This is a genomic window from Verrucosispora sp. NA02020, from assembly GCF_013364215.1.
GTDB lineage: Bacteria > Actinomycetota > Actinomycetes > Mycobacteriales > Micromonosporaceae > Micromonospora.
In genome coordinates this window covers 5,174,761-5,189,906 of sequence record NZ_CP054923.1, presented here as the reverse complement: position 1 = coordinate 5,189,906, position 15,146 = coordinate 5,174,761, and the positions used below count along the sequence as shown (strand labels likewise).

Annotated in this window: 13 protein-coding genes; 5 read left to right on the top strand and 8 right to left on the bottom strand. The window is 71.5% G+C overall.

The annotated features are described in order from the left end of the window. Nucleotides 1-218 precede the first annotated feature (218 nt). Together HUT12_RS22610 and HUT12_RS22605 are read left to right on the top strand one after the other, a co-directional pair. Nucleotides 219-3,824 carry a M12 family metallo-peptidase gene (locus HUT12_RS22610; RefSeq protein ID WP_176094630.1) on the top strand — a complete coding sequence of 1,202 codons (3,606 nt, stop codon included), beginning with the start codon at nt 219-221 and terminating at the stop codon, nt 3,822-3,824. A 173-nt stretch (nt 3,825-3,997) separates the two neighbouring features. Continuing rightward, a complete protein-coding gene (locus HUT12_RS22605) occupies nt 3,998-4,873 on the top strand; it encodes a sulfurtransferase (protein WP_176094629.1) in 876 nt (291 codons plus the stop codon). A 174-nt stretch (nt 4,874-5,047) separates the two neighbouring features. Here HUT12_RS22605 and HUT12_RS22600 read toward each other — a convergent pair whose 3' ends face one another. The 7 genes from HUT12_RS22600 to HUT12_RS22570 are packed head-to-tail and all read right to left on the bottom strand — an operon-like array spanning nt 5,048 to nt 11,437. Continuing rightward, on the bottom strand, nt 5,048-6,532 hold the full coding sequence (locus HUT12_RS22600) for a mannitol dehydrogenase family protein (protein ID WP_176094628.1): 1,485 nt from the start codon (nt 6,530-6,532) through the stop codon (nt 5,048-5,050). Next, nucleotides 6,529-7,464: a PfkB family carbohydrate kinase gene (locus HUT12_RS22595; RefSeq protein WP_176094627.1), complete on the bottom strand. Its 936-nt coding sequence runs from the start codon at nt 7,462-7,464 to the stop codon at nt 6,529-6,531. The genes HUT12_RS22600 and HUT12_RS22595 overlap by 4 nt, the downstream gene beginning before the upstream one ends. Then, nucleotides 7,461-8,012, bottom strand: a complete 552-nt coding sequence (locus HUT12_RS22590; RefSeq protein WP_131052846.1) for an SIS domain-containing protein — start codon at nt 8,010-8,012, stop codon at nt 7,461-7,463. The genes HUT12_RS22595 and HUT12_RS22590 overlap by 4 nt, the downstream gene beginning before the upstream one ends. Next, entirely contained in the window at nt 7,970-8,617 is a 648-nt protein-coding gene (locus tag HUT12_RS22585; RefSeq protein WP_176094626.1) for an orotidine 5'-phosphate decarboxylase / HUMPS family protein, read from the bottom strand. The genes HUT12_RS22590 and HUT12_RS22585 overlap by 43 nt, the downstream gene beginning before the upstream one ends. A gap of 3 nt (nt 8,618-8,620) precedes the next feature. Next, nucleotides 8,621-9,391 carry an ATP-binding cassette domain-containing protein gene (locus HUT12_RS22580; protein WP_131052844.1) on the bottom strand — a complete coding sequence of 257 codons (771 nt, stop codon included), beginning with the start codon at nt 9,389-9,391 and terminating at the stop codon, nt 8,621-8,623. After that, on the bottom strand, nt 9,384-10,409 hold the full coding sequence (locus HUT12_RS22575; RefSeq protein WP_176094625.1) for an ABC transporter permease: 1,026 nt from the start codon (nt 10,407-10,409) through the stop codon (nt 9,384-9,386). The genes HUT12_RS22580 and HUT12_RS22575 overlap by 8 nt, the downstream gene beginning before the upstream one ends. 44 nt (nt 10,410-10,453) lie before the next feature. Then, nucleotides 10,454-11,437, bottom strand: a complete 984-nt coding sequence (locus HUT12_RS22570; protein ID WP_176094624.1) for an ABC transporter substrate-binding protein — start codon at nt 11,435-11,437, stop codon at nt 10,454-10,456. Nucleotides 11,438-11,709: 272 nt separating this feature from the next. Between HUT12_RS22570 and HUT12_RS22565 the strand changes: the two genes are divergently transcribed. The 3 genes from HUT12_RS22565 to HUT12_RS22555 all read left to right on the top strand — a co-directional run bounded on the left by HUT12_RS22565 (nt 11,710) and on the right by HUT12_RS22555 (nt 14,101). Continuing rightward, the gene (locus HUT12_RS22565) at nt 11,710-12,756 is read left to right on the top strand and encodes a LacI family DNA-binding transcriptional regulator (protein ID WP_131052841.1); all 1,047 of its coding nucleotides are present in this window, start codon (nt 11,710-11,712) and stop codon (nt 12,754-12,756) included. Then, a complete protein-coding gene (locus HUT12_RS22560) occupies nt 12,737-13,384 on the top strand; it encodes a nucleoside/nucleotide kinase family protein (protein WP_303393497.1) in 648 nt (215 codons plus the stop codon). The genes HUT12_RS22565 and HUT12_RS22560 overlap by 20 nt, the downstream gene beginning before the upstream one ends. Nucleotides 13,385-13,453: 69 nt before the next feature. Beyond that, nucleotides 13,454-14,101 (top strand): acVLRF1 family peptidyl-tRNA hydrolase, encoded by a 648-nt coding sequence (locus HUT12_RS22555; protein ID WP_303393496.1) that lies wholly within the window; start codon nt 13,454-13,456, stop codon nt 14,099-14,101. Between the two features lie 75 nt (nt 14,102-14,176). Here the strand turns inward: HUT12_RS22555 and HUT12_RS22550 are convergent, their stop codons facing one another. After that, nucleotides 14,177-15,085, bottom strand: a complete 909-nt coding sequence (locus tag HUT12_RS22550; RefSeq protein WP_131052839.1) for a neutral zinc metallopeptidase — start codon at nt 15,083-15,085, stop codon at nt 14,177-14,179. Nucleotides 15,086-15,146 lie beyond the last annotated feature (61 nt).

Sequence of the window (15,146 nt, the reverse complement as noted above, 5' to 3'; positions counted from 1 at the left end):
GGCTGATGTTCGTCCTCCGCCGTCCGGTTAGGGTCTGGCCCATCCATCGATCACTCGCGCTGCCCGTCGACCCGGACGGCGCGATGGGTCGCACCCCTCATCACCAGGGAGACGAGTTGAGGCGCTTCCGCACCCCTCGACCGGGCGGACGGTCCGGACACACCCGGTCACACCGACCCCGCCTGGCCGCCGTGCTGGCCATGGCATTGGTGGCGACGATGTCACCGATCCTGCTGACCTCCACCCCGGCCGCCGCCGCCCCCTCGGCCGACGGCCCGTGGCGCAAGGTGGACGGCACACCCGCCGCCACCAAAGCAGGCCGTCCGGCCGCCATCGAGGCGGCGCACCTGTCCGCCTACACACTGGACCGGGGCGGCATGCAGCGCCTGCTGGAGAGGGCACCGGCGGAGCAGCGCCGCGCGGCGGGCCAGCCCCAGCAGGTGGTGTCCCTGCCCGCCCCCGACGGGACCTTCCAGCGTTTCGCGCTGGCGGAGTCGCCGGTGATGGAGCCGGAACTGGCCGCCGCCCACCCGGAGATCAGCACGTACGCCGGCACGGGCCTGGACGACCCGACCGCGACGATCCGCGCCGATCTCACTCCGCTCGGCTTCCACGCCTCGGTCCGGTCCGCTGACGGCGCGTGGTACATCGACCCCTACTACCACCGCGACCAGAGCCTGTACGCGAGCTACTTCGCCCGCGACCTGACGAACCAGAACGGTGAGTTCGTGGAGCGGGAGGACGTCGAGTCGGCGGCGCACCACCTGCACGACGAGATCGAGGAGGCGCACGACGAGCCGGTGGTCGGCCCACTGGTGACGCTGCGCACCTACCGTCTCGCGTTCGTCACCGACCCGTCGTACGCCACCTTCTTCGGCGTGGAGAACGTGACGGCCGCGAAGGTCACGCTGATCAACCGGGTGAACCAGATCTACGAGGACGAGACCGCGATCCGGCTCGTCCTGGTCAACGACACCGAGAAGACGAACCTGAACACCCCGGCGCTGGCCACCGAGCCGAACGGCCCCTGTGGCAGCGCCGGCTGCTACACCCCGGCGCAGCTGACCGGGTGCAGCAGCGGGCTGCTCAACCGCAACCGGATCGTGCTCGGCCAACTCGTCGGCGCGGGCAACTACGACGTCGGCCACATCGGTCTCGGACTGAGCGGCGGCGGCATCGCCGGCCTCGGCGTGGTCGGCGGTGACGGCAAGGCGCGCGGCTGCACCGGCCTGCCCAACCCGGTCGGCGACTACTTCGCCGTCGACTACGTGGCACACGAGATCGGGCACCAGTTCGCCGGCAACCACACCTTCAACGGCAACCAGTGGAACTGCTCGGGCGGCAACCGCAGCGCGGCCAACTCGTACGAGCCGGGCAGCGGTTCGTCGATCATGGCGTACGCGGGCATCTGCCAGCAGGACAACCTCCAGCCGCACACCGACCCGTACTGGTCGCACCGGACCTTCACCGAGATCACGAACTTCGTCACGTCGAGCCGGCCGGCGATCAACGAGGTGCAGACCGTCTCGTTGCGCGACTTCGACACCGCCGGTGACTCGTTCACCCTCGGCTACGGCGACGCGACCTCGGCGCCGATCGTGCGCGGGGCCAACTACACCACCGCCGGGATCAAGGCCGCCGTCGAGTCGATCGCGGGCTGGCCGGCCGGCGCGACGGTCACCGTGGCCGCCTTCGGGGGCAGCGGCACGCTCAACGACACCGGATTCCAGGTCACCTTCGGCGGCACCCTGGCCGCCACCGACGTGGCCCCGCTGACCCTGGGCGATCTCACCGGGGCCACCGGCTTCGTCGGCGAGACCGCCAAGGGAGGTGCCGTCGACAACGGCGGCCACCTGGTCGAGCAGACCACCAACCACGCCCCGGTGGTCACCGTGCCGGACGGTCTGACCATCCCGGTGCGTACGCCGTTCGCGCTCACCGGCAGCGCCACCGACGTCGACGGCGACACGCTGACCTACCTGTGGGAGCAGAACGACCGGGGTGGCAGCGCCGGCACCGCGCTGGTGAACAACACCAAGACCAACGGGCCGCTGTTCCGGGTCTTCGGCGAACCGGCGTGGGTGTCGCCCGAGGACGCCCTGAAGTACCACTCGCCGGGTCAGAACGCCGTCACCACCGACTCCACCCGGGTCTTCCCGGACCTCGCGCAGGTGCTGGTCGGCAACACCAACGCCCGTACGGGTGCCTGCCCCACCCCGCCGGCACCCCCGGCCAGCGGCAGCGCCTCCAACGTCCCGCCGGAGATCCTGGACTGCTACTCGGAGTTCCTGCCCACCCGGGACTGGGTCGGTGTGAACAACGACCGGACCCTGAACTTCAAGCTCACCGCCCGGGACGGTCGGCCGGGCGGGGGCGGGATCGGTAGTGCCGACGTCGCGCTGCGGCTGGCCCCGGACGCCGGACCGTTCCTGGTCACCTCGCAGGCCGAGGCCGCCGTGCTCGACGGTGGTACGGCCCAGACCGTCACCTGGGACGTCGCCGGCACCGACGTGGCGCCGGTGAACGTCGGCCACGTGAAGATCACGCTCTCGGTCAACGGTGGCGGGACCTTCCCGTACGTGCTGGCCCAGAGCACGCCGAACACCGGTAGTGCGACGGTGACCCTGCCGAACGTGGCGACCGACGAGGCACGGATCAGGATCGAGGCGGTCGGCAACGTCTTCTTCGCCGTCAACGACGCCGAGTTCGGCGTCCGCGCCGCCCCCGAGGTCTCCACCGACGCCCCGGCGGCGGGAGTCGACGTGCAGTACAGCGACGCCCTCTCGCCGACGGTGACCGTCCGGGCGACCGACGCCGACGGCGCCGGGTCGACGCTGACCGCGACCGCCACCGGTCTGCCGGCCGGTCTGGCGCTCACCGTCGCGGGCACCTCCGGAGCGGACACCCGCCCCGGCGCCCGGAGCTGGACCGTCACCGGCACCACGTCGGCAGCCCCGGGCACGTATCCGGTCACCGTCACGGTGACCGACGGCACCGGGCTGGTCGGCAGCACCACGTTCACCGTCACCGTCAGCCCGGAGAACGCGGCCCTGACCTGGGCCGGTGACACCCTGGTCAGCACCGCGACCGCCGGTGCCGCCGGTCGGGCCCTGCTGCGGGCCGTGGTTCGGGACAGCTCCGTGCTGCCGTCGTCGGCCGACACCACCGGCGGCGACCTGCGTACCGCCACGGTGACCTTCACCGCGGGTGGGGCCACGCTCTGCACCGCCCGCGTGGACCTGGTCGCCCCGGCCACCACCACTGGTACGGCGGCCTGCACGGCGACCCTGCCGGCGGGCGCGCACACGGTGACCGCCACGGTCGGCGGCACCTACACCGGTGGCACCACCGCCACGGTGACGGTCGCGCGGTCCGACGGCGGATTCCTCACCGGGGGCGGCCACCTGACCGCCACCCGGCCGGCCGGCACCCACCCGGCGGACCGGGCGTCGAAGGTCTCGGTGAACCTGAACGCGAAGCCGGCCACCGCGAAGAAGGCGGCGTCGGGCCACGCGGAGATCACGTACCGCTCCGACGGCACCGACTACAAGGTCCGGACCACCGCCGTCGACGGTCTCGGCATCACCTCGGCCGGTAGGTCGGCGTCGGTGCGCTACCAGGCCGGTCTCTACGACGGCCGGGGCAAGCTGGTGGCCGCCGGGCTGACGCTGGCGGTGACGGTGACCGACCGGGGCGCGCCGGGACGTCACGACACCGTCGGCATCACCCTCTGGCAGGGCGGCACCCTGGTCTTCTCGTCCGACTGGACGGGAGGCGGGACCGGCGAGGTGGCGCTGACCGGCGGCAACCTCACCGTGCACTGACCGGCGGGCAGGCCGGGGAGGCCCGTCCTCCCCGGCCTGCCGTCCGTCGATGGCTACCCCCGCAAGCGGCGGGTGAGCTCCACCACTCGCCGAAATATCCGCAGGTCGGGGCCGTATTGTCGCGAAGGTAATCCCGATTGCCAAGATAGGGAATCCCGGCGACAGGAGGACTCATGGCACGCACCCTCGACCTGCCCACCCCGCTCGTGTCCACCGAGTGGCTCGCCCAGCACCTCGACCACCCGGACCTGCGGATCCTCGACGCGACCGTGCACCTGGCCCCGCCGAGCGAGGCCGGTCAGGACTGGTCCCAGACGTCCGGTCGCCCCGAGTACCTGACCGCGCACATCCCGTCGGCGGCGTTCGCCGACATCATCGACGACCTCTCCGAGCCGGACGGCGGCTGGTTCACCAAGCCCTCTCCGGAGCGCTTCGCCGCGGCGGCGGGCCGACTGGGCATCGGCCCGGACACGGCGGTCGTGGTCTACGCGGCCAACGTCTTCTGGGCCACCCGGGTGTGGTGGCTGCTGCTCGCGAACGGCTTCGACAACGTGGCCGTCCTCGACGGCGGGTTCGGCAAGTGGACCGCCGAGGGCCGGCCGACCCGCGACGGCGAGGAGAGCTACCCGCCCGCGCAGTTCGTCGGCACGCCCCGGCCGGAACTCTTCGCCGATCTGGACGAGGTCAAGCAGGTGGTGGAGAACGTCAGCGGAGCCTGCCTGATCAACTCGCTGTCGCCCGAGGACCACCACGCCACCGAGACGATCAACTACGCCCGCCCCGGCCGGATCCCCGGCAGCCGCAACGTCTTCGTCGCCGCGCTGCTCGACCCGGCCGACGGGACCTTCCGGCCGGTGCCGGAGCTGCGGGAGATCTTCCAGGAGGTGCAGGCCCAGCCGGGCCGGAAGGTCACCTACTGCGGCGGAGGCATCGCGGCCACCGGCGACGCCCTGGCACTGCGCCTGATCGGGGAGACCGACGTGGCCGTGTACGACGGCTCGCTGCGCGAGTGGACCAGCGACCCGTCGCTGCCCGTCGAGGTCGGCTGAGCGCGTCCCACCCCCGTAGGCCTTCCGGCCCGCCAGCGCGACAGCGCGGCGGGCCGGAAAGCTGTACGGCGTCTGACACGTCCCGGCTCAGCGGGACGGTGCCGACTGGTCCCGGCTCAGCGGGACGGTGCCGACTGGTCCCGGCTCAGCGGGACGGTGCCGACTGGTCCCGGCTCAGTGGGACGGTGTCGCCACGATCTGCCGCAGGGCGGCGCGCACGCCGCCGGTCCGGATCAGTCGCAGGGCCTCGACGTAGGCCTCGACGAACCGGGGGGAGTCCGCGAGAGCGCCGAAGAGCGACCGGTCCGCGATGAAGGCGGTCGGGTCGTCCCCGTTGCGCCGCGCGGCGGCCATCAGGCTGTCCCGACGCGGATCCACCACGTCGATCGGCTGGCCCTGCTCGTCGGTGCCCTCGGCGTACCGCGCCCAGGCCGCCACGACGGCGGCGCAGATGCCCACCGGCCCGCCGTCGGCGAGCTGTGCGGTCACCACGGGCAGCAGGAACTTCGGGATCCGGTCCGAGGTGTCGGCGCAGATCCGGGTCAACGGATCCTGGATCTCCGGGTTGCCGAAGCGCGCGACCACCGTGCGGCCGTACGCCCGGAAGTCGACCCCGGCGATCGGCTTGAGCGTCGGTACGGCCTCCTCGTCGATGTACCGCAGCAGCAGCGCCTGGACGTCCGGGTCGGTGATGGCCTCGTGCACGTACCGGTGCCCCAGCAGGAAACCGAAGTAGCAGAGCGCCTGGTGGGTGCCGTTCGCCAACCGCAGCTTCATCAGCTCGTACGGCTCGACGTCCCCGACGATGTCCACGCCGACGTCCTCCAGCGGTGGGCGGCCGGCGACGAAGGTGTCCTCCAGCACCCACTGGTGGAACGGCTCGGCGGTGACCGGCCAGCGGTCCCGGTAGCCGAAGGTCCGCTCCAGGTACGCCCGGTCGGCGTCCACGGTCGCCGGGGTCACCCGGTCCACCATCGAGTTCGGGAAGGAGACCTCCTGTGCCATCCACCGGGCCAGCTCGGGGTCCTTCATCCCGGCGAAGCCGAGGAACGCGGCGCGGGACACCACGCCGTTCTCCTGGATGTTGTCGCAGGACATCACGGTCAGCCCGCCCAGGCCCCGGGCGCGCCGCAGTCGCATCGCCTGGAGCACCAACCCGAACGGTGTCGCGTTCGGCACGTCGGCGTCCAGGTCCGCGCGGATCGGGGCGGAGTCGCCGGTGAACTCGCCCGTCACCTGGTCGATCCCGTACCCGCCCTCGGTGATGGTCAGCGACACGACGCGGGTGGCCGGGTCGGCGATGCGCTCCACGACGCCGGTCGGGTCCTGCGGGGCGTACCCGGTGCTCAGCAGCGAGCCGATCACCCGGTTGCGTCGGCTGCCGTCCGGCTCCTTCACCGTCAGCGTGTAGAGATGGTCCTGCGCGGCGAGCCGGTTGCGGGTGCCCTCGTCGGCGGGGCGGACGCCCACGCCGTGCACCGCCCAGTCCATGCCCTGCCCCCGGCGCATGAGTTCGTCGAGATACATCGCCTGGTGCGAGCGGTGGAAGTGCCCGACACCGAAGTGCACGATCCCGCCGCGCAGTGCCGCCCGGTCGTAGCGGGGCGCCTCGACCTCGCTGGGCAGCGAGGTCAGGCTCGCGTTGCTCAGTTCCCTCATCGCTCTTTCCGTCCTGTGGGCCGCAGCGCGGCCAGGTTGCCGCCGGAGATCCGGCAGATGTCGGCCGCGAGGTCCATCGCCTCGCGGGCAAGATCGCGCCACCGCGCCGCGTCCAGGTCGACGCCGTCCTCGGCGACGCCGCACACCAGGCGGGCGAGGGTGGCGTCGCCCGCGCCCATCGTGTCGACGACGGGTCCGGGTCGGTCCGGTACGGGTACGGTCGCCACGACCCCGTCAGCCGTGTGCACCGACACGCCGTCGGCGGCCCGGGTCAGCACGACCACCCGTACCCCCGATCGCAGCAGCTCGGCCACGAACTGCTCGGGGTCCTCGACGTGCAGGTCGGCGATGTCCTGCAGGCTCAGCTTGACCACGTCGGCGACGGTGGCGAGCCGGCGGAGTCCCGACCGGTACGCCGGGACGTCCCGCACCAGCGTGGGCCGCACGTTGGGGTCGACGACGAAGGTCCGTCCGGTCCGGCGGACGACGTCGACGAGCGCCTGCACCTGGCCTAGGTCGTCCATCGGGTACGAGTTGACGACCAGGACGGCACCGCTGCCCATGGCCGCGACCTCCGCCTCCGGGTACGCGTACCGCCGGTTCTGGATCGCCTCGGAGAACTCGTAGGCAGGCTCTCCCGCCACCCGCCGGGACGTCGCTGTTCCGGTCGGCAGCGCGCAGGTCAGTGGCACCAGGGCGACGTCCTCGGCGGTGACCGCGTCCCGCAACCACGCGCCGAGGCGGTCGGCGGAGACCGGTGACACCAGTGCCGCCGGTGTCCCGAGCCGCCGTACGCCGACGGCGAGGTTGAGCCCGGCACCGCCGGGGTGGCGGGTACGGGTCCCGTCCTCGTGCTCGATGATGTCGGCGAGGAGGTCGCCCACCACGACCACGCCGGAGGGCGCCACCCCGGCTCCGGTCGACGCGGTCACTGGAGATTGGTGTGGTGGTAGCTCATCGTGGCGTCCGGGTCCGGCAGCGCCCGCATCAGCTCCAGCACCACGGAGTCGAGCAGGATCAGCGCCGACTGCTCGAAGAGCGTGCCGCCGAACTGTCGGCTGGCGTCCGCCGGCAGGACGATGGAACCGTCCGCGAGATCCCGCAGCGGGCTCTCCCGTTGGTGGGTCACCAGCAGCACCTTCGCGCCCTCCGCGCGGGCGATCCGTGCGAAGCCGACACTGACGGGGGTCTGCCCGCTGCCGGACACGATCACCAACGTGTCGCCCGATCGCACCGACGGCGCGGTGGCCTCGCCGACGACGTGCGCCGCCAGGCCGAGGTGCATGAAACGCATCGCGGCCATCTGCGCGGCGAGCCCGGAGCGGCCCTGCCCGGAGAAGAAGAGGCGGCCCTCGGCCACGCCGTCGAAGCAGGAGACGAACCGGTCGTACTCCTCGACGGGCAGCGCCGCGAGCACCGACCTCAGTTCGGTGCCGCTCAGGTGCCAGGAGTCGACAGGTCGACCTGTGCCCTGATCCATGCCGCTTCTCCTTCCGGGTCGGTGGCCTCGGTGACTCCCGAGCCGATCACGACGATGTCGGGGGCGGCCTCCAGGGCGCGGGCCAGGTTGGCGCGCCCGATGCCGCCGGCCAGGGAGACGCGGAATCCGCGTTCCCGGCGCTGGGCCACCCGGTCGATGTGGTCCTCGTTGCCGAGACCGGCCCGCCGGGCGTCGGACGGGGAGTGCAGGGCCAGCCAGACGTCCTGCGGTGCGCGGCCGTCCAGCAGCGGCTCCACGTCCAGTTCGCCGTCGAGGATGGTGTCGAGCACCACCTCCCGCCCGTACCGTCGGGCCACCTCGTCGGTGTCGCGTCGGGTGGCGGGGGAGGCGTGCGCGAGCACGGTCATCATGGCGGCCCCGGCGGCGAAGACCATCTCGGCCTCCAGGCTGCCGCCGTCGGCCGTCTTGGTGTCGGCGAGCACCGGTGTGTCCGCGCCGAGTTCCCGGACGGTGCTGATGGCGGCGAGCCCGAAGCGCTTGAGCACGGGCGTGCCGACCTCGATGATGTCGAAGTAGCGGCCGACTCGCGGGATGAGCGCGAAGTGCTCCGGCGCGTCGATGGCGAGTTGCAGACGGACCGTCACGGCCTAGCTCCTCGGCTCGGGAGTGTGCAGACCGGTGATCACCTTCAGCAGCGAGTCCGGGGTGAACGACGACGTCGGCTCGTCGGCCACGACCCGGCCGAGGCGCAGCACGACGATGCGGTCGGTCACCTGGAGCACGTGCGGCAGCGTGTGCGAGATGAAGATGACGCCCAGACCCCGTTCCCGGGCTCCCGCGATCACCTTCAGCACCTCGCCCGACTGCCGGGCGCCGAGGTGGTTGGTGGGCTCGTCCAGGATGATCACCTTGCGGGCCCAGGCGACGGCGCGGCCGATGGCGACGGCCTGCCGCTGCCCACCGGAGAGCTGGTTGACGTTGCGCCGTACGCCGGTCGTCAGGCCGATCCCGGCACGCTCCAACTCCTCGTGCGCGACGCGGGCCATGGCCTTGTTGTCGAGGAATCCGAGCTTGCCGAGCAGCCCCGGCCGACGGCGTTCCCGGCCTAGGAAGACGTTGCCGCTGATGGTGAGGTCGGGGCAGAGCCCGGAGTCCTGGTACAGCGTCTCGATGCCGGCCTGGAGCGCGTCGTGCGGCGACTTCCACTCCTGTGCCACGCCGTCGAGATACACGCCGCCGGTGTCCGGCCGGTGCACGCCGGAGAGCACCTTCACCAGCGTCGACTTGCCGGCCCCGTTGTCGCCGACCAGACCGATGATCTCTCCGGCCCGCAGGGACAGGTTGACGTCGGTCAGCGCCCGGACGCTGCCGTAGGACTTGGTGACCTCGCGGGCCTCGTAGATGGGTGCGTCAGCCACGGCCGGCTCCCCTCCTGGTACGGATGTTGATCTGCTGGACCCCGACCGCGACGGCGATCAGGACGCCGATGACGACCTGCTGCCAGTTCGGTGCGACGCCGATCAGGATCAGGCCGCTGAGGACCGCCGTCGTGATGAGTGCGCCGAGCACGGTGCCGGACATCCGCCCGACGCCGCCCGCCAGGCTGGTGCCGCCGATGACCGCCGCGGCGATCGCCGCCAGCTCCTGGCCCTGGCCGGAGGTGGGCGAGCCCGAGCCGAGCCGGAAGTAGACGAACAACCCGGCCAGGCCGGCCATCAACCCGGCCAGCATGTACACCTTCAGCAGGTGCCGTTCGACGTTGATCCCGGCACCCCGCGCGGCGAATCCGTTCGACCCCACCGCGTACGTCCAGCGGCCGAACCGGGTGAAACTGAGCGTCAGCCACGCGACCGCCAGCACACCGAGCACGATGATCAGTGGGACGGTCAGCAGGTTGAGGTACTGCGTGTTGCCGAGCCGGATCACCTCGGCCGGGCCGCCGGCGATCTGGACGCCGCCGGTCAGCACCAGCGTCAGACCGGCGGCGGCACCCATGGTGGCCAGCGTGGCGATGAAGGGCGCCAACTTGGCCCGGGTGATCAGCAGCCCGTTGACCAGGCCGACCGCGAGACCGGTGGCGAGGGCCACCACCACGCCGACGGCGATGGTCGTGGCGGTGGCCGTTCCACCCTCGTTCAGGGACCTCATCGTCATCGCACAGGCCACGCCGCTCAATCCGAGCGTGGATCCGACCGACAGGTCGATGCCGCCGGTGATGATGACGTACGTCTGCCCGATCGCCAACAGCATGACCGGGGCCCAGTCCTGCAGGATGTTGGCGAAGGCGAACCGGCTGAAGAACAGCGGGTTCATCGCCGTGAAGAAGACCACCATGACGATGAGGACGCCGAGCAGGATCACGTCCTGCCGTAGCAGTGTCGCCATCAGGCGGCTGGCGCGCGTCTCGGTCGCCGCCTGTGTGGTGTCGGCCGTCATGGTGCTCCTCCTCCTGAGATCCGCATTCCCCTGATCGCCGCCGACTACTGGGTCGGGTACTGGTACTGCTCGGTCTCGGCCAGGTTGTCGTTGGTCATCACGACGTTCGTCATCACGACGTCCTTCTCGATGCTGTCGACGTTCTGGCCGCGGATCGTGTCCACCAGGTTCTGCAGGGCGAGCGCGGCCTGGTCGCCGGGCTTCTGGGCGACGAGAGCGCTGTAGATGCCGGCCTTGAGGTCGGCCACCTGGTTGTCGTACGCGTCGTAGCCGATGAGCTTGACCTGCTCGGCCTTGCCCGCGTTGCGCAGCGCCGCCACGGTGCCGGAGCCGGAGGTGCCGTCCACGGCGAAGATGCCCTTGAGGTTCGGGTGCTTCAGCAGGATCGTGTTGACCGCCGAGGTCGCCCTGGCCGGCTGGCTGTTGGCGTACTCCTTGCCGACGAGGGTGATGCCCGGGTACTTCTTCAGCTCCTCGGTGAAGCCCTCCTCGCGGAGCTGGTTGGTGGTCGCCGTCGGCGAGCCGGACATCAGGAAGACCTCTCCGGACTCCCCGATCTGCTCGGCCAGGGTCTGGGCCGCCTGCCGGCCGCCCTCACGGTTGTCACCGGTGATCGCCGAGGTGAGGTAGCTCTGGTCGGTGACCGTGGTGTCGACGGTGACGACCGGGATGTTCGCCGACTGCGCCTTGGTGACGCTGGGCTGCAGCGCGTCCGGGTCGGTGGGGACGAGGACGAGCCCGTCCACCTGCTGGGTGAGCATCGAGTCGACGAACGGGATCTGCGACTGGGGCGAGTACTCGTCCGGAGCGCCCTGCCACAGCAGCCTGATGCCCAGCTCCTGGGCCTTCGCCTCGGCGCCGACCTGCATGGCGCGGAAGAAGGGGTCGGAGGCGATGCCCGGGACGAACCCGATGGTCAACTGCTCCTCGCCGCCCTCCGCGGCGGAGTCGTTGCCACAGGCGGCCACCGAGAAGGCGAGCGCGCCGGCCATGGCTACACCGATTACTGTCCGGAGTGTCCTCTTCATGCCACCAGATCCTTGTCGACTAGTCAGACCACATCAGGGGAGTTCCGCCTACCGTCGTCCTGCCGGGCCGTGTTGCGTCGTCGGGCATCCCCACCAGCACTTCATCAGATGCGCAACCGCTTGCGTACCGTGAAGATGGCGGAACTTTACCCCCGCGCAACCGCTTGCGCAAGGGCTTGCTTTTGGTTAGATTGAGCTCCTTCTCGCCGTGGTCCCGGCAGCCGTAGGACAGGTGGCGAGCCGGGGGAAAGGGTGCAAAACGAGTGGCGACGATGGCCGAGGTAGCACGGATCGCCGGAGTGTCGACGACGACCGTGTCGCACGTGCTCAACAAGACGCGCAAGGTCGCCCCGGAGACCGAGGAACTCGTGCGCAAGGCGCTGGAGTCGACCGGTTACCGGCACAACCTCGCCGCCCGGGCCCTGGCCACGCAGTCCACGGACACCATCGGGCTGGCGATGTCCGTGGTCACCAACCCGTACTTCGCCGCGCTCATCCGGGACATCGAGCGGCACCTGCGACGGGCCGGGTACACCCTGATCCTGGCCGACACCAACGACGACCCCGAGGTCGAGTTGGACGTGATCAACCACCTGCTGGCGCGGCGGGTGAGCGGCCTGATCGTGAATCCGCTCGAAGGCCACGGCGAACTCACCCAGTGCCTGCAGAAGCTGCTCGACGAGCAGTTGCCGACGATCTTCCTCGACCGCCGGTCGACCCTGCCGGGCGACCAGGTCTACTCCGAGTGCCTGGATTCGATCCACCACCTCACGGCCCACCTGGCGGCGCAGGGGCACCACCGGATCGGCTACGTCCGGGGCGCCATGCGGGAGATGTCGGCCCAGGACCGGCTCGCCGGATACCAGCGGGCCGTCGCGGAACTGGGGCTGGCGGACGACCCGGGGCTGGTCATCGCCGGTGAGTCCGACGAACGCACCACGGAGCAGCGCCTCGTCGAGCACCTCGCCTCGGACGAACCGGCCACCGCCCTGGTCGTCTCGAACAACCAGATGACCCTGGGCGCGCTCCGCGCCATCCGGCGTACCGGGTTGAAGGTGCCGCACGACATCGCCCTGGTCTGCTACGACGACTTCGAATGGGCCGACCTGTTCGACCCGCAGATCTCGGCGATGGCGCAGGACGCCGCCCGACTCGCCTCGACCGCCGTCGAACTCCTGCTCGCCCGGATCCGGCGACCGGACCGCGCCCCGCAGTCCGTGGTGGTGCCGGCCACCTTCCGGCACCGGGACTCGTGCGGCTGCGGCGCCGTGCCGCACCAGACACAGGGGAGCGTGGACAGTGTCCTGGCCGCCGGCTGACACCCTGACGCTCGGCGGACTCGCCGACCGCGCCCGGGCGATGTCGGCGGGCGCCGCCCGTACGCTCATCGGGATCGTCGGGCCGCCCGGCGCGGGCAAGAGCACCGTCGCGGAGGCCCTTGTCCGGCAGCTCGGCCCGGACGCCGTCCTGGTGCCGATGGACGGCTTCCACCTGAGCAACGAGGTCCTCGGCGCACTCGGCCGCGCCGACCGCAAGGGCGCTGCGGACACCTTCGACGCGGACGGCTACCTCGCCCTGCTCCGCCGGCTACGCGACCAGACCGACGAGGTCGTCTACGCGCCGACGTTCCGCCGCGACATCGAGGAGCCGATCGGTTCCAGCATCCCGGTGCCCCGCAGCACCCCGATCGTGGTCACCGAGGGCAACTACCTGCTGCTCGACTCGCATCCGTGGAAGTTCGTCCGCGACCTGCTCGACACCACCTGGTATCTGGAGGTGGCCGAGGAGGTCCGCCTCGACCGGCTCGTCGCCCGCCACGTCGCCTTCGGCAGGACACCCGACGCGGCCCGCGCCTGGGCACAGGGCAGCGACCAGGCCAACGCGGCGGTCATCGCCGAATCGCGCCGCTGCGCCGACCTGCTGGTCCACCTCGCGCCGAGCGACTGAGGGACCCGGCGCCGCCGATCCGCTTCCGCCGGACGGTACCGCCCCGTCCGTCTGCCGTAAGGTCGGGTGATGAGCAGCCGACCCGCCGCCGGGGGAGGCCGGTGGGTCGAGATCGACCCGGCCCGGACCGAACGCTGGGTGGCCGGCTTCGCCGACCGGCACGGTCCACCCACCACCACCGCGCAGGAGTACGGACTCCTGCTCACCGCCCCGGACGGTGCCACCGCCGAACTGCACACCCCACCGGGCTCGCCGGCCACCGCAGACCTGGACACCTTCGCGGCGGAGGCCGTCGTGTCCCGCCGGATCGGACTGCTGCTGGCGCGCAAGGGCGCGGTGGCGGTCGGCGTCGCGGAGGGGGAGAAGCTGCCGGTGCACAAGGTCGACACACGGTACGTGCAGGGGCGCACCGCCGCCGGTGGCTGGTCCCAGCAGCGGTTCGCCCGGCGGCGCGACAACCAGGCCAAGGCCGCCCTCGCCGACGCCGTCGACCTGGCGGCCCGGCTGCTGCTGCCGCAGGCCGAGCGGTTGGACGCGGTGGTCGCCGGTGGCGACCGGCGGGCCGTGGACACCGTGCTCGCCGAGCGCCGACTCGCCCCACTGGCCGCACTGCGTGCCGACCGGCTGCTCGACGTACCCGAGCCCCGGTACGCGGTGCTGCTGGCCGCGATCACCGCCGCCCGCGCCGTGCACATCCTGATCCGCGATCCTGCCTGAGGCGTCGTCACGTCGGACACGGACGGCCCCGGTCGACGCCCTTCCAGGCGTCGACCGGGGCCCGTCCGCACCGCGTCAGATCGCGCCGCTGAAGGTGTCGCAGGAGGCCGGGGTGCCGGACTCGTAGCCACGGTTGAACCAGCGCTTGCGGTCGGCCGAGGAGCCGTGCGTGAACTCCTCCGGGTTCACCGGCCGGTCGGCGCGCCGGGAGATGGCGTCGTCGCCGATGGCCTCGGCGGTGTCGATGGCCTCGGCGATGTCCTGCTCGGTGATGCTGGTGAAGATCTTCTGGCCGCGGTCGTCGGCGGTGCCGGTGGCGTTCTTGGCCCAGGCGCCGGCGAAGCAGTCGGCCTGCAACTCCAGGCGGACCGACAGGTCGTTGGCGTTGCCCGGGTCCCGCTGCTGCTGGCGGCGGACCTGCTCGTTGGTGCCGAGCAGGTTCTGCACGTGGTGGCCGTACTCGTGGGCCAGCACGTACGGCTGGGCGAACTCACCGGTGGCGCCGAGCTGCGTGGCGAGCACCTCGTAGAAGGAGAGGTCGATGTAGACCAGCGAGTCGGCCGGGCAGTAGAACGGGCCGACGCCCGAGTCGGCCTGGCCGCACGCGGTGTTGACGGCCTGGTCGAAGAAGACGGTACGGGTCGGCCGGTACTGCTCGCCGAACGCCTCCGGCAGGGCGGTCCGCCAGTACGCCTGGATCGAGTTGACGTAGAGGCTGTTGCGGCAGTCGAGCTGCTCCAGGGCGTCCGGGGCCTCGCAGCGCTGCTCCAACGCGGTGTTGTCGCCCTGCTCGCCGCCGGTCATGGCGTTCAGCCCGAAGCCGCCGCCCACCAGCGCCACCAGCACGGCGATGACGATTCCGACGATGCCGCCGCGACCACCGCCGATCGGGATGGGGATGCCCAGCCCGCCTCCCCCTCCACCACCACCTCGCCGGTCCTCCACCTGGCTGGTGTCGATCCGCGCATTCTCGTTCAGCTCCATGATGACCCCGATCAGTCGGTGGCTCGCGGGCCGGAACCGGTCCGGACGGCGAATCGGTACC

What these genes read in the sequence shown, in the direction of transcription:
- HUT12_RS22575 (WP_176094625.1), bottom strand. Translation starts at nt 10,409, where the DNA reads ATGACGGCCGACACCACACAGGCGGCGACCGAGACGCGCGCCAGCCGC.
- HUT12_RS22600 (WP_176094628.1), bottom strand. Translation starts at nt 6,532, where the DNA reads ATGAGGGAACTGAGCAACGCGAGCCTGACCTCGCTGCCCAGCGAGGTC.
- HUT12_RS22605 (WP_176094629.1), top strand. Translation starts at nt 3,998, where the DNA reads ATGGCACGCACCCTCGACCTGCCCACCCCGCTCGTGTCCACCGAGTGG.
- HUT12_RS22610 (WP_176094630.1), top strand. Translation starts at nt 219, where the DNA reads ATGTCACCGATCCTGCTGACCTCCACCCCGGCCGCCGCCGCCCCCTCG.
- HUT12_RS22555 (WP_303393496.1), top strand. Translation starts at nt 13,454, where the DNA reads ATGAGCAGCCGACCCGCCGCCGGGGGAGGCCGGTGGGTCGAGATCGAC.
- HUT12_RS22565 (WP_131052841.1), top strand. Translation starts at nt 11,710, where the DNA reads ATGGCCGAGGTAGCACGGATCGCCGGAGTGTCGACGACGACCGTGTCG.
- HUT12_RS22590 (WP_131052846.1), bottom strand. Translation starts at nt 8,012, where the DNA reads ATGGATCAGGGCACAGGTCGACCTGTCGACTCCTGGCACCTGAGCGGC.
- HUT12_RS22570 (WP_176094624.1), bottom strand. Translation starts at nt 11,437, where the DNA reads ATGAAGAGGACACTCCGGACAGTAATCGGTGTAGCCATGGCCGGCGCG.
- HUT12_RS22550 (WP_131052839.1), bottom strand. Translation starts at nt 15,085, where the DNA reads ATGGAGCTGAACGAGAATGCGCGGATCGACACCAGCCAGGTGGAGGAC.